At 59.1% G+C, this 13,286-nt stretch carries 12 protein-coding genes; 6 read left to right on the top strand and 6 right to left on the bottom strand.

The genetic code is table 11. From position 1 onward, the window contains the following. Positions 1-222: 222 nt before the first annotated feature. On the bottom strand, positions 223-843 hold the full coding sequence (locus HMPREF2849_RS02880; protein ID WP_016423316.1) for a transglycosylase family protein: 621 nt from the start codon (positions 841-843) through the stop codon (positions 223-225). An 871-nt stretch (positions 844-1,714) separates the two neighbouring features. Between HMPREF2849_RS02880 and HMPREF2849_RS02885 the strand changes: the two genes are divergently transcribed. Next, positions 1,715-2,146, top strand: a complete 432-nt coding sequence (locus HMPREF2849_RS02885) for a cold-shock protein (protein WP_005511873.1) — start codon at positions 1,715-1,717, stop codon at positions 2,144-2,146. 72 nt (positions 2,147-2,218) lie between these two features. On the opposite strand, the gene HMPREF2849_RS02890 is transcribed toward HMPREF2849_RS02885, so the two are convergent. Together HMPREF2849_RS02890 and HMPREF2849_RS02895 are read right to left on the bottom strand one after the other, a co-directional pair. Next, complete coding sequence (locus HMPREF2849_RS02890) at positions 2,219-2,713, bottom strand: DUF2771 family protein (protein ID WP_049193037.1); 495 nt, start codon at positions 2,711-2,713, stop codon at positions 2,219-2,221. A gap of 122 nt (positions 2,714-2,835) precedes the next feature. After that, on the bottom strand, positions 2,836-3,996 hold the full coding sequence (locus HMPREF2849_RS02895; RefSeq protein ID WP_070862584.1) for a glutaminyl-peptide cyclotransferase: 1,161 nt from the start codon (positions 3,994-3,996) through the stop codon (positions 2,836-2,838). 23 nt (positions 3,997-4,019) lie between these two features. Between HMPREF2849_RS02895 and HMPREF2849_RS02900 the strand changes: the two genes are divergently transcribed. The 3 genes from HMPREF2849_RS02900 to HMPREF2849_RS02910 all read left to right on the top strand — a co-directional run bounded on the left by HMPREF2849_RS02900 (position 4,020) and on the right by HMPREF2849_RS02910 (position 7,267). Beyond that, positions 4,020-4,712 carry a DUF3027 domain-containing protein gene (locus HMPREF2849_RS02900; RefSeq protein ID WP_224433761.1) on the top strand — a complete coding sequence of 231 codons (693 nt, stop codon included), beginning with the start codon at positions 4,020-4,022 and terminating at the stop codon, positions 4,710-4,712. 158 nt (positions 4,713-4,870) lie between these two features. After that, the gene (locus HMPREF2849_RS02905) at positions 4,871-6,385 is read left to right on the top strand and encodes an NCS2 family permease (RefSeq protein WP_016423312.1); all 1,515 of its coding nucleotides are present in this window, start codon (positions 4,871-4,873) and stop codon (positions 6,383-6,385) included. A 9-nt stretch (positions 6,386-6,394) separates the two neighbouring features. Continuing rightward, positions 6,395-7,267: a TrmH family RNA methyltransferase gene (locus tag HMPREF2849_RS02910; RefSeq protein WP_069359664.1), complete on the top strand. Its 873-nt coding sequence runs from the start codon at positions 6,395-6,397 to the stop codon at positions 7,265-7,267. A gap of 3 nt (positions 7,268-7,270) precedes the next feature. Here the strand turns inward: HMPREF2849_RS02910 and HMPREF2849_RS02915 are convergent, their stop codons facing one another. From HMPREF2849_RS02915 to serC, 3 genes are all read right to left on the bottom strand, one after another. Further along, positions 7,271-8,176: a DUF6928 family protein gene (locus HMPREF2849_RS02915; protein ID WP_070595312.1), complete on the bottom strand. Its 906-nt coding sequence runs from the start codon at positions 8,174-8,176 to the stop codon at positions 7,271-7,273. 15 nt (positions 8,177-8,191) lie between these two features. Further along, positions 8,192-9,316, bottom strand: a complete 1,125-nt coding sequence (gene sepH, locus HMPREF2849_RS02920; RefSeq protein ID WP_083295721.1) for a septation protein SepH — start codon at positions 9,314-9,316, stop codon at positions 8,192-8,194. 141 nt (positions 9,317-9,457) lie between these two features. Then, entirely contained in the window at positions 9,458-10,594 is a 1,137-nt protein-coding gene (gene serC / locus HMPREF2849_RS02925; protein ID WP_070549879.1) for a phosphoserine transaminase, read from the bottom strand. 724 nt (positions 10,595-11,318) lie between these two features. On the opposite strand from serC, the gene HMPREF2849_RS02930 reads away from it, so the two are divergent. Further along, positions 11,319-12,614 carry a citrate synthase gene (locus HMPREF2849_RS02930; RefSeq protein WP_016423307.1) on the top strand — a complete coding sequence of 432 codons (1,296 nt, stop codon included), beginning with the start codon at positions 11,319-11,321 and terminating at the stop codon, positions 12,612-12,614. 216 nt (positions 12,615-12,830) lie between these two features. Beyond that, entirely contained in the window at positions 12,831-13,190 is a 360-nt protein-coding gene (locus tag HMPREF2849_RS02935; RefSeq protein ID WP_070862585.1) for an FKBP-type peptidyl-prolyl cis-trans isomerase, read from the top strand. The last annotated feature ends 96 nt before the right edge of the window (positions 13,191-13,286 follow it).

Raw genomic sequence — 13,286 nt, forward strand, 5'->3', positions numbered from 1 at the left:
AAGTGGTGATGCATTCACCGCCTGAACCTACCGGGCCATTTTTGTCATAAACGCAGTCACTAACTCGCGTTGGCACGCGGTCGCTAGCCATAAACGCAGGCAGTAACTCACGCAGTCACTAACTCGCGTTGGGTCGGTACCGCCAACCTGCGGAAGCCAAAAAGTAGCCCCGAGGGGGATTACCCTCGGGGCTACTGTGATGAGCTGGCTAGCTCGAAAGTCTTAAATCAGACCCTGCAGCTTCGACAGGTCGAACGGAATGGCTGCGACCAGTTCCTGCGGGAGCTCAACCTCGCCGGTCAGTGCACGGAACTCAGCGATGAGTGCCTGAGCGTCGGACAGGCTGTCGACGTTGGACAGGCGGTCAGCGAACTGCTGGACCAGGTCAGTCTTGGAGTCGGAAGCAGCAGCTGCCGGAGCGGCCTGTGCGCGAACAGGAGCGGAGCCCTGGCTCGGGTGCGGACGATCGGTCGGGCCGGAGGAGAGACCCAGGCTTGCGGAGCAAGCCGGCCATGCGCCCCAACCCTGCTGAGCCAGGACCTTCTCAGCAACGTAAATCTGCTGCTCGCGGGAAGCCTGATCAGCGGTCGAAGCGAACTCGTTACCACCGAAAGCGTTCCAGGTGCTTGCGGAGAACTGCAGACCGCCGTAGTAGCCGTTTCCGGTGTTGATGTGCCAGTTGCCGCCGGACTCACACTGTGCCAGGCGGTCCCAGTCGGAGTCCGGAGCTGCAGAAGCGGTCGGTGCGAAGATAGCGGCACCGGCACCGAGGATTGCGCCGGTCAGTGCAACCTTTGCCGAAGTGGAAGCGAAGGTGTTGGTCTTAGCTGCGTGGCGAGCCATATGAAAATTTCCTTTTCGTCGATTTTCTTTGTGGCGCCAGTGGGGCTAATGCAACCCCATCTCACTCTTATGGAAAGTTCTTCACGTTATTGATAACGGGCCGATGTCATCGCACTGGAGTGAGATGAAGGCGATCTATGCGACTTCGTCCGTTAAACGCGTCGATTGCACACCGTAGCGGTTGATAACGAAATAGTCACGCGAATCGCCGGATTCTTAATTTTGAGCGCAGGTGGGAAATATGCATAAAAGTAGGTGAAACTGCAGGTAAGAGACGTGACTGTTATTGGTGTTGTGTAAGTTAAAACTTCAAAATGTGATAAAGCTCACGTTATCGTCTTGTTATTTTTCCGGTTTTGGCGCGCCGCATGCACTGAGAAGGATGGCCATAAGAGATAGCCATAAAGAACCAACGCTGGCAGTTAGTTGCCGTCTCGGTGTGTCAATCCGCGAGCGTGCTCGCTTCACTCAAATCCGTCTTCCCTTTATGTCTCCATCTATGGGTATAATTGAGTTCTTTAGGTAATCGGAGGTGACGTGCACATGCACGCCGCTACCGCTGCCGCCACTTCGCACTAGTAAGCAGTAATAAATAATGTGTTCCCCGTTGGAGTGCGTCCTGTTTTGGTCGCACCTTAATTAAAGGAACACCATTAAGACAGCGCCCGGCCCGGCATATCCTCGCGATCCTGTCTGGCCAGGCTCGCCGCGAGCGAGCCTCTAACTCTGGCCGTTTGTGCGTGCGAGGACGGTGGCAAATGCGGAAGAATTGCATCTCCGATCCGAAGACCCCGAAGGGCAGTCACCGCTGCACAAGGGGGAACGAGGTTGAGTGCCCCCAGTCACAGGGCACGGGAAGGTTAGGTGGAAAGTGCCCATCGGTAAGGTCAGGTGGTACGACAAGGATCGCGGTTTTGGCTTCGTTTCGAATCCGGACGGTGAAGATGTCTACATCGGCAAGAACGTGCTGCCGAAAGGTGTGGAAGAACTCGTAACTGGTCAGCGCCTGGAGTACGACTACGCTGACGGCCGCCCAGGCCCGCAGGCTCTCCGGATCAAGGTGCTCGACGAGGGACCGCGCGGTGCCCGTCACCGCCGTGGCGGGGCAGGTGGGGGCGCAGGAGCCCGTCGTCAAGCAAAGAAGCACAGCCCCAGCGATCTCAACGGCATGATTTCGGACATGATTTCCATGCTGGAGTCGACGGTGCAGCGTGACCTGCGCGCCGGGCGTTACCCGGAGCGTAAGGACGGCCACCAGATGGCTGAAGTCCTGCGTGCGGTCGCGCGCGAGCTGGACTCGTAAGTCGGTAGAAGATGTGAAAAACGCCCGCTCACGAAGGTGGATAACCTCAGTGAGCGGGCGTTTTGCTGTGCTTTACGACTGTTCGTTGACGATCGACCAAGTAATACCGTAGGTGGTCTCTTCACCCTCGGAGTTCTTTCCGATGAGCGCGGTGGAAACCTCCACGACCCCGAGTGGGGTGCGTTTGCCGGCAACAGCTGCGGAGCCGGCGATGGTCTCGGTCGTGGCTTCGCCCGGATCCTTGCGAGAGGTGGAGTTGACCGCATCGTCGGAGAAGAAACGCTGCAGAGTCCAAGAGTTAGAGCCAACAGTGGAGCCGACGTTAACCTCAGCTGTCTCCTGCTCGCCCAGAGAAATCTTGGCGGCGTTGGCCTCAGTCGTGGTGCAGGCATTCTTCTCAAAGAGGTCGCAGACACGGTAGGGAAGAACCTCTGTGGTTTCGCCGTCCTGAATGACCTCGATGGACAGCGCGTGCGGGTCGTCGATTGCCTGGTTGGTCCACTTATTGACAGCAAGGACAATGCCGGTGACGACAAGACCCACCACGACAATAGCGCCGACAACCATGAACGCCTTACTATTCTGTTGCCAGCGGCGCCTACTCGATCCCATCAACTCTCACTTCCCGACATTCGTAACGGAATTGAAGCTACGTTCAGTCACACTAGCCGTTTTCGGGCCAGATACTGCTATTCACTCACGGTAACACGGTAGGCCGTGGGCCATTTCTTCCCTGTGAGCAGGAACTGGCGGGGGCCATTGGGGGAGGTAGAGGAAGAATCCGGCATTAGAGCAATGCCGTTGAGCACATCAATACTGTTTTGCTCTGCTGGGGAGAGCTGCGCGTACAAGTCGCGGAAGAGTTCGGTGGCATCGACGATGCCTGTGACCTTTCCGTCTTCCGGGTTGATGCGGTAGATGAATGGACTCTGCCAGACGTTGGCCCAAATCTCGCGGTGCGATTGCGGGGAGTTTGGTCCGTCCGCGTTGCTCTGGTTGTTTGAATCGCTCGTGTCCGCTGGTACTTCGTCCGGCACTTCGTCCAGAGCTGCGTCGCCGTTGACAGTGACGCACTCGAGTTCGTTGAGCCACGTTGTCTCTGTACCTGCTGCAGTGACCGCCAGTTGACGCTGGGAAGAGAGGTCATCGGGGGCGCGGAAAGTGAGGGTGCCACTGCCGTCGGAGGTCACGATGGTGTCATCGAAGGAGCACGCGCCCCAGCCCTCGGTGTCGAAGGGAACCTCGCGACGCTGCTTGAGAGTAGCCGCGTCGCGTTCAATGGCGCGTCCTTCCTTCCACGTCAGCTGCCACACGGTATCTCCATGACGGGTAATCCCCTCGCCGAAGAGTTCAGGCTGTAAATCTTCCACGTTGATCGGCTCGGCTGCAGAGTTGTCGAGCCACTGCGGTAATCGGTAAATCTGGGACTCACCGTAGAGGCCGGTGCCCATCAACAAAGAACCATCGGGTTCGAACTCAAGGCCCTGGACAAAAGGCGCAGCGACATTCTTCTCCGTGGGAAGTGGTGGAGCCAAGACAGGATAGGACTGCTCGATGGCCAGTTTCAGTGTCGGAACGTCACCGAGCCCCGGCACCTTATCGGCACCGACCAGCTCGGAGGGATTAACCGATGCCGAAGTCGACCTTGGGGCGGTGCCGGAGTTCGAGTCCGCACTAGCTCCACTAGAAGGGGCCTCGCCTGAGGGATCGCCACCTGAACCAGTTTCAGCCGCACAGCCGGCCAATAGGGCGGCAGTTGCCACGGAGAGGATGGCAGCTCGGACCGTCGTAAAGCGTGATGAGTGGAAAGGGCGGGCGAGTTTTGCATCGCCCGACGGGAATCTGTCCATAGCTTCACTCTAGGATAGGAAACGTGACTGAAAATCGACGACGTTCCCGAAACAGCCGCCGACGGGGGAAGGTGATGAATCACCAGGCGGTCGACACTGCCCGTACCGCGATTGAAGAGCTCGGGGAGGGGCCTGCCGGCGCGCACACCGGTGTAAGTGTCGTAGGCGAGGGCGTTGCGGTGCATCGTTTTGCGGCTGACCTGCCCGGATACAGGGGCTGGGAGTGGCATGTGGTGGTCGCGTGCGCGCCGGGCACTCAACAGGCGACGGTCAGTGAAGTGGCTCTTGTCCCTGGCGAAACCGCGCTGCAGGCGCCTGAATGGGTGCCCTACGAGGAGCGGCTGCGCCCCGGTGACCTCGGTCCACGCGATTTGTTGCCGGCTGCGGTGGGAGATGAGCGACTCGACGGCGATGACTTGCAGACCCGCACCTTGTCGGCGCGTGGTGTGGAAGACACCGAGCAGCGTTGGGAAGAGGGCGATACCGGCCCCGAGAGTGACTTTGCTCGGGAAGCATTGCACCGTTGCCGAACCTGCGCCTTTATGGTCCCGCTGACCGGGCCGCTCGGTAAGAACTGGGGCGTGTGCGTTAACGAATGGACATTCGATGCCACGGCCGTAAGCTTTGACCACGGCTGCGGTGCTCACTCAGCTATCCCGGAAGTAACGGGGCAGGGTGCACCGGTGGCGGAACCCTACCAGGATTCCCACCTGTAGCTTTCCACCTAGGCAAACGCGATGACGAAGAAGGTGCAGTTTCGACGCCACCGTGGCCCCAGAGACTGCACCGTTACGGTTTTCGGCACAAAAATTCCGCTCTGACACGGATAAACACGTGACACGGATAGTAAAGAGACTCTAGAGAGGCATAAAAAATGGACAAAGGTACGTCCACCTCTGCAACATCCTCAGATGAGGCGAAGGACTCCAAGCCTGCACGGAAGGGGAGCCATCTTTCGGCAGTGGACCGCTATTTTCACATCACGGAGCGCGGTTCGACGACCGTGACCGAGATTCGCGGTGGCGTAGTGACCTTCTTCGCGATGGCCTACATCATTCTGCTCAACCCGCTGATCCTCGGCAATATCGAGGATGTCAACGGCAATAGCCTGGGGATACCACAGGTCGCCGCTGTCACCGCGCTCGCCGCGGGTGTCATGACCATTACTTTTGGTCTCTTTGCCAAGTACCCCTTCGGCATTGCGACGGGCCTGGGCATCAACACCCTGGTTGCCGTGACATTCGTTGCTAACGAGGGGCTGGCCTGGGAAGAAGCGATGGGCCTGGTCGTGCTGGACGGCGTGATTATCGTGCTGCTGGCGCTGACCGGATTCCGCACAGCTGTCTTCCACGCGATTCCGTCCGATATGAAGGCCGCGATGAGTGTGGGTATCGGCCTATTCATTGCCATGATTGGTCTGGTCGACGGTGGCCTGGTTCGCCGTATTCCCGATGCCGCTGACACGACTGTTCCGGTGCAGCTCGGCATCAATGGTCAGATTGCCTCGTGGCCGACCGCCGTGTTCGTCCTCGGGCTGATTATCTGCGGCATCATGGTTGTCCGCAATATTCCAGGTGGCCTGTTCATCGGCATCGTGCTGAATACCATCATTGCGCTCGCAGTCGAGGCCTTGACGGATGCGGGCCCCTCCTTCGCTGATGGCAAGCCAGTGCCGACCGGTTGGAATCTTGCGGTACCGACTCTGCCGGACCGCGTAGGCGGCATGCCGGACTTGTCCCTCGTTGGAGCTGTGGATCTTTTCGGATCCTTTGCCCGCGTCGGTGCCCTCAGCGCCACCATGCTGCTGTTTACCTTGGTCCTGGCGAACTTCTTCGATGCCATGGGCACGATGACTGGTCTGGGCAAGCAGGCCGCACTTGTCGATGAAGACGGTGTGCTGCCGGACATGAAGCGCGCACTGGTTGTCGAAGGCACCGGTGCCATTGTCGGTGGTGCAGTCAGCTCCTCGTCGAACACCGTCTTTGTGGACTCCGCAGCGGGCATCGCCGATGGTGCACGCACTGGCCTTGCCAACATTGTCACCGGCATCCTCTTTCTGGCAGCGATGTTTTTCACCCCGCTCTATGAAATCGTGCCCATCGAGGCTGCCGCGCCAGTGCTGGTCATCGTCGGTGCCATGATGATCGGGCAGATTACCGAGATTGATTTCACCCGTTTCGACATCGCACTGCCGGCATTTTTGACTATTGTCACCATGCCGTTTACCTACTCGATTGCAAATGGTATCGGCATCGGTTTCATCACCTTTGCTGCGATGGCTATCTTCTCGGGTCGTGCCAAGTCCGTACATCCGCTGATGTGGATTGTCTCCGGCCTGTTCATCATCTACTTCGCCGCCGATCCGTTCACCGCTCTGCTGGGCGGCTAAAGAGTTTCCATGAGTACCAACGCATCCCTCGAACGCTTTGCGCCCATCGTCGTCGACGATCCCGCCGACAGCCGTCTCGATGACATCCGCAACCTCAACAAGTCCGATTCCCGCCCCGATTTGCCCGGTGGGAAGGGGCTGGTCATCGCCGAAGGCACGCTCATTGTGCCGCGGTTAGTGCGCTCACGCTTTCCGCTCCGCGCAGTCTTTGGTACTCGCCAGAAGCTCGCATCGCTTGCCGACGGACTGACCGCGAGCGAGGCCGCTATTGCGGAAACGGTGCCCTGGTTTGAACTCGACCGCGAGGTTCTGGCCGCAGCGGCCGGATTTGATCTTCACCGCGGCCTTCTGGCCACCGCTGACCGCGCGCCGGAGCTATCGGTGGACCAAGTTCTGAGCGGAGCCACCACCTTGGCCGTGATGGAGGGAGTCGGTGACCACGAGAACATCGGAGCCCTGTTCCGTAACGCGGCGGGCATGGGCGTGGATGGGGTCGTCTTCGGCGCGGCCTGCGCCGATCCGCTGTATCGCCGCAGCGTGCGCGTTTCCATGGGGCATGTGCTGACAGTCCCATTTGCGACTCTGCCCGGTACTACGACCACCTGGCAGCGAAGCCTGGACCAGCTCAAAGAGCAGGGCTTCCGCGTGGTGTCGATGACCCCTGCGGGCACGGTGGACCTGTGGGATGCCATGGACACGGACAAGGTCGCGATTCTCGTTGGCGCTGAGGGGCAGGGGCTTACCGAGCACGCGATGGCAGCCACCGATGTGCGTGCTCGCATTCCCATGTCACCGGGAACTGACAGCCTGAATGTGGCTACCTCCGCGGCGATCGCGTTCTACGAGCGACTGCGCGTTCAGTCGCAGCGCGCAGGGCGGTAGAAACTATTTCCCGAACTTGCCTCGCGCCCGCTGCCAGGTGCGGCCAGCGAAGTTCTTGGCCTTAGCCCCAAAGCGACTGAGCTCCTCCAGAAAGTCTCGGTTCGGCTCTGCGTTGTGAACTTCGTAGTCGTCGTAGGCGCGGTCAAGCTCTGCGCCAGACTCGGACGAACCCGGCTCACCCATTAGCCCGCGTGGACTACGAGACGTCGAATACGAAGCCCCGGGAGCCGCACGACGGCCATCCACCGCAAAACCACTAACAGGGATATCGGTAGCGGGCGAATGCGGGTCGAATCCGAGCCAGTCGGTGATGACGGCGTCGGCAAGCTCTGCCGGAACGAACGGCAAACCGACCCCCTCGCGTGGACGTGAACCCGTACCTTCGAAAGCATCGGGCAGCGGGCGGTGCTTGCCCGCCCAGAAGCTGCCCTCTGCGGGGCAGGGAAGACCGATGTCTTCCAGTGTGCGGTAGCGAGTAGCGGAGAAAGCACGCTTGAGCTCACCATCGTGCCAATGCGCAAAGGCACCGAAGCCCGTGGATTTATTCGACACACTCGCGTAGACGTCCGTGGCGGCAATCTCCTGGCGCAGACGAGGCGACAGCTTGGACAGCTGCGAGACATCATCGAGAACCGTCTGCAGTACGGCAACGCCCTCAAATCCACCGATGTAGTATTCACCGTCACCGGTTTCCGCCGAGCGGTTGAGCGGGAAATCACCAATCGGTGTTACCGGCAACGTCGAGTCATAGAGAGCTAGGAAACGACGCCCGAAACCGCGGTCATGCTGAACACCTGTCTCCAGGGTCGCAGCAGGGTCATTGGTGCTGATAAACCAAATCGTGACTACACCGCGGCGAATCGCGGAGAATTCGAAATCAGAAGCGTTGCCACTGTTCATGGAGCTCATTGTCGAGGGAAACTCCTACTTCTTCGGGCCGTTCGGACGTACGCCGAGTAGCACATCCTCCCACGACGGCATGACAGTCTTCTTCTTGCGCTTCGGCTGCTCCGCGTCCGGGTGCTGCAAGAACTCCGCCTCGTCAACATCGTCGTCGACGTCGCTTTGCGACGGAACATCCTGCTCCCCGTGGCCTCGCTGCGGCTCCGCCGAAGACTGCCATGCGGCTGGCATCTCAGAGGTATCCGCGGTATCAGCAGCTCGATTGGCCTGCGGAGCCAAGTCTCGGTTGCGGCGGGCAAAGTCGGGGTCAATCAGCTCTGCTGCCAGCTCATTGCGAGCAATGGTGAGTGCGGAAAGTCCCTCCGCCTGGTAACTCCACTCAGCTACGTTGGTGGTGTGGCCGACATTCCAAGTAACCGTCACAATCCACTGTCCACTCGGGTCGCGGTAGGCATCCCACGAGGCATCGGCGAGTTCCTGGCCACGAGCGGCAAAAGCGGTGGCGAGAATCTCCCACAGGGACAACTTGGCCGGGCCATCAATGCGACGTGGCTTCGACTGCTTGCCGAGCTCCGCAATACGTGCGCGCTCTGCAAGCACCGGGTAGGCGAAGGACTCAATCTTGCGCGGCTGCATGCCGCTGTACTCAATGAGCTCCTCCACCGTCTGACCGCTGCGAATGCGGTCCTGAATTTCGCGCGGCGACAAAACTACGCGAGGCTCTTCCAGAACAGGCTTCGGCGCCGTTGGAGTCTTCTTCGGTGCCCCGCCTGCCGTAGCGGAGTTGCCGGCCGCCTCGCTGCCTTCGGCCGCGTCGCCGCTTGCGGTGGTGGCTTCCGCTGTGCTGCCACTAGTGGAACTTCCGTCGGTGGAGCCCCTCTCTGCGGTAGCACTCTCCCCAGAGCTACCGCTGGCAGTGGCGGTGGCGGCGCTGGATCCGTCGGCAAGCGATGCGGAATCAGCTGCAGCAGGGGAACCGGCGGCATCGGCGAGCTCGAAGTGCTCGACCAGGAAAGTGCGCAGGTTCTCGTCGAGAGGCAGCGTGAAGCGAAGTCCCTCCTGCCGTTCCTGCTCGGTGATATCGGCGGGAACGAGAATCAGTGAATCGGTCACATCGCCGTCCAGAACGGGCTTCAGCTCCCTCATGCGAGAACCTCCTTGTTGGTCGACGTTATAAGTAATGCTCACTAATCATGGTAAACGACAAAACTCCCGCGTCACGGACAAATGGGGCAATGCCCTTGCGCGTGGCGCGGGAGTTATGCGGCTGAGGCCGGTATTTGGCTGTTACTTTGCAGCGTAGCCGTTGTCCAGAACCCAGTCGATAGCGCCAGTCAGACGACGGATGTCCTCCGGGTCGATGGCCGGGAACATACCGATGCGCAGCTGGTTGCGGCCCAGCTTGCGGTACGGCTCGATGTCGAGGATGCCGTTGGCGCGCAGAACCTTGGCAATCTGTGCGGCGTCGATGTTGTCCTCGAAGTCGATGGTGCCGACGACCAGCGAGCGCTTTGCAGCATCGGTGACGAACGGAGTTGCCTCCGCGCGGTTCTCAGCCCAGTTGTAGAGGTGGGAGGAGGACTCGGTGGTGCGGGCAACCATGCCGTCGAGGCCGCCGTTGGCGTTCATCCACTTGACCTGATCAGCCAGCATCAGCAAAGTGCCGACGGCCGGGGTGTTGTAGGTCTGGTTCTTGCGGGAGTTATCAACGGCAGTCTGCAGGTTCAGGAAAGCCGGGATGAAGCGGTCGGAAGAATTGATCTTCTCAATACGATCGATGGCAGCCGGGGACATTGCAGCCAACCAGATGCCGCCGTCAGAAGCGAAGCACTTCTGCGGGGAGAAGTAGTAGACGTCAGCCTGGGACATGTCGACCGGGAGGCCGCCGGCACCGGAGGTGGCATCGATAGCCACGAGCTGGCCCTCGGAGCCTGCCGGGCGGGTGACCGGAACCATGGTGCCGGTGGAGGTCTCGTTGTGAGCCCAACCAATAAGGTCAACGCCCTCTTCGCCAGCGACAACCTCAGGTGCGGAACCCGGCTCTGCTTCGATGATCTGCGGAGCGTCGAGCCACGGAGCCATCTTGGAGGCCTTGGCAAACTTGGAGGAGAACTCACCGTAAGTCAGGTGAGCGGACTTCTTCTCGATGAGCCCAAAGGTGGCAGCATCCCAGAAAGCGGTTGCGCCGCCGAGGGACAGGACAATCTCGTAGCCTTCCGGAAGCTGGAAGAGCTCAGCCAGACCCTCGCGAACCTCACCAACAACGTTCTTCACTGCCGGCTGACGGTGGGAGGTACCCATGATAGAGGTACCGCCGTCAACGATTGCCTGAATCTGCGCCGGGCGAACCTTCGACGGGCCGCAGCCAAAGCGGCCGTCGCCGGGCTGGAACTCTTCAGGGAGGACTGGGAATTGATCGCTCATATGAGGCGCAACCTTTCAAAGTGCATTCAAAGTGAAGCTTGATATACAGCCGTTGTCTTCAAACTCTAGCGGTAATCGGGGGTACTTATAGCAAAAGGGTGGGGTTCAATTGCCCCCGCTTCCGTACTTTGCATAACAAAACAGGGTGGATTGGCGTATTTGCAAAGTTTGCGAAGAATTTTTTCCAGTTTTGTTGGCGCTGAAAACTTGGCGGTGTGGAGCCTCGGGCGGGCGGCGAGGGGTGAATTATTGTGGATTTAGTCGATGTGTTTTCGGGCGTCGGCTCGATGGCTTTTGAACTTTTAAAGACATTGGCTGTTGAATGTGCTCCTGGCCTCCTGATTAGTAAATGAGCAGTGACAACGTAATAAACCCGTTTTTCCATTTGCATTTCGGGGTAAAGAGGGGTCAAGATTGGGTAAGCCCAGGCTGCCCGAATGGGGTAGAGGGTGTTGCGCTGCTCACACTCTTTGATATTGTGTGTTCTAATCCACTGCAGGTGTCGGCTCTTTATGGTTACGACACGGTCGATGTGAACTAAGCAAACTTTTTTCACTGGGCAAGATGCAATGGAACGCAAATGTCGCGCATAATTGAATCATTGAAAACAATGCGACCCCGAAGGGGTGGCGTGGAGTTGGGAGGCAGCATGCTGTTTTCCGCTGTGCCTGCTTCCCCCGCACTCTGGAGTCGTTAAGAAGAATTTTTCTGTGAAAGGGAAGTTGTGGCTACTAAAGACGGCAAGGCTGTACTCCACTACCCGGGCGGCGAGTTCGAGATGGACATCGTCAAGGCAACCGAGGGTAACGACGGTATCGCACTGGGCAAGATGCTCCAGGAAACTGGACTGACCACCTTCGACCCGGGCTACACCGCCACCGGTTCTACCGAGTCCAAGATCACTTACATCGACGGCGGTAACGGCATCCTGCGCTACCGCGGTTACCCGATTGAGCAGCTGGCTGAGAAGGCTACCTTCAACGAGGTTTCCTACCTGCTGATTCACGGCCACCTTCCGTCTGAGGAAGAGCTTGCGCAGTTCAACCACGACATTCGTCACCACACCCTGCTGGACGAGGACTTCCGTCGCGCATTCAGCATCTTCCCGCGTGGCGCACACCCGATGCAGACCCTGGCTTCCTCGGTCAACATTCTGGCTTCCTACTACCAGGACGAGCTGGATCCGCTGAACGAAGAGCAGCGCAACCTGGCTGCGGTTCGCCTGATGGCTAAGGTCCCGATGCTGGCTGCATACGCTTACCGCGCATCCAAGGGTGAGCCGTACATGTACCCGGACAACAACCTGAACGCTCGCGAGAACTTCCTGCGCATGATGTTCGGTTACCCGACCGCTGACTACGAGGTTGATCCGGTAGTGGTTGACGCTCTGGATAAGCTGCTCATCCTGCACGCTGACCACGAGCAGAACTGCTCCACCTCCACCGTCCGCATGGTCGCTTCCTCCGGCGCTTCCATGTTCGTCTCCATCGCTGCTGGTATCAACGCTCTGTCTGGCCCGCTGCACGGTGGCGCTAACCAGGCTGTTCTGGAGATGCTTGAGGACATCCAGCAGAACCACGGTGGCGACGCAACCGAGTTCATGAACCGCGTGAAGAACAAGGAGCCGGGCGTCCGCCTGATGGGCTTCGGTCACCGCGTCTACAAGTCCTACGACCCGCGTGCAGCTATCGCTAAGAAGACCGCCCACGAGGTGCTCCAGCACCTCGGCGGCGACGAGCTGCTGGATCTGGCTATGAAGCTGGAAGAGATTGCACTGGCTGATGACTACTTCGTCTCCCGCAAGCTCTACCCGAACGTTGACTTCTACACCGGTCTGATTTACCGCGCCATGGGCTTCCCGACGGACTTCTTCACCGTCCTGTTCGCCATCGGCCGCCTCCCGGGCTGGATCGCTCAGTTCAACGAGCAGGTCACTGACCCGGCATCGAAGATCAACCGTCCTCGCCAGATTTACACCGGCGAGACCGAGCGTGACTTCGTTCCGCGCGACCAGCGCTAAGGATTTTCTAGCGATTACCGCGTAGGAGTTTCTCGCAGGTAACTCAGCATAGAAAAGTCCAGCGTTGAAAACGCGAAAAGGCGCGTACTAGCCTTCGAAAGGTTGGTACGCGCCTTTTATTTTTCCTAGAATTCTAAGAAACCCCATTTAAGTTGGGTCCATTTACGTTGGGCTGAATACCAACTGTGAAAAAGCCAACTGTGATAGGAGATTGTCTTGTCCAAGCCAGAACTCACTGCTAAGTCCGGTCCGGCTCCGACGGAACTCGTCATCAACGACCTCACTGTCGGTGACGGCAAGGAGGCCACCCCGGGTGCTCGTGTCGAGGTCCACTACGTGGGTGTTGACTACGAAACCGGTGAAGAGTTCGACTCTTCCTGGAACCGTGGCCAGTCCATCGAGTTCCCGCTGAACGGCCTGATTGCCGGTTGGCAGGAAGGCATTCCGGGCATGAAGGTCGGCGGTCGTCGCGAGCTGATTTGCCCGCCGGAGAGAGCTTACGGCCCGGCTGGTGCAGGACACTTCCTGTCTGGTAAGACCCTGGTCTTCGTCATCGACCTGTTGGACGTTAAGTAAAAGTCCGCATGCTAGCTCTGTTGGCCGGCTGAGCTTCGCTTCGCGGTTCCTGCCCATCCCTCCGTCGGCGGTTTGCAGGATTTCCGGCGAAGAAAG

The organism is Corynebacterium sp. HMSC073B01, from assembly GCF_001838255.1.
Classification (GTDB): Bacteria; Actinomycetota; Actinomycetes; order Mycobacteriales; family Mycobacteriaceae; genus Corynebacterium; species Corynebacterium jeikeium_D.

What these genes read in the sequence shown, in the direction of transcription:
- serC (WP_070549879.1), bottom strand. Translation starts at nt 10,594, where the DNA reads ATGAGCGATCAATTCCCAGTCCTCCCTGAAGAGTTCCAGCCCGGCGAC.
- sepH (WP_083295721.1), bottom strand. Translation starts at nt 9,316, where the DNA reads ATGAGGGAGCTGAAGCCCGTTCTGGACGGCGATGTGACCGATTCACTG.
- HMPREF2849_RS02880 (WP_016423316.1), bottom strand. Translation starts at nt 843, where the DNA reads ATGGCTCGCCACGCAGCTAAGACCAACACCTTCGCTTCCACTTCGGCA.
- HMPREF2849_RS02915 (WP_070595312.1), bottom strand. Translation starts at nt 8,176, where the DNA reads ATGAGCTCCATGAACAGTGGCAACGCTTCTGATTTCGAATTCTCCGCG.
- HMPREF2849_RS02895 (WP_070862584.1), bottom strand. Translation starts at nt 3,996, where the DNA reads ATGGACAGATTCCCGTCGGGCGATGCAAAACTCGCCCGCCCTTTCCAC.
- HMPREF2849_RS02905 (WP_016423312.1), top strand. Translation starts at nt 4,871, where the DNA reads ATGGACAAAGGTACGTCCACCTCTGCAACATCCTCAGATGAGGCGAAG.
- HMPREF2849_RS02890 (WP_049193037.1), bottom strand. Translation starts at nt 2,713, where the DNA reads ATGGTTGTCGGCGCTATTGTCGTGGTGGGTCTTGTCGTCACCGGCATT.
- HMPREF2849_RS02910 (WP_069359664.1), top strand. Translation starts at nt 6,395, where the DNA reads ATGAGTACCAACGCATCCCTCGAACGCTTTGCGCCCATCGTCGTCGAC.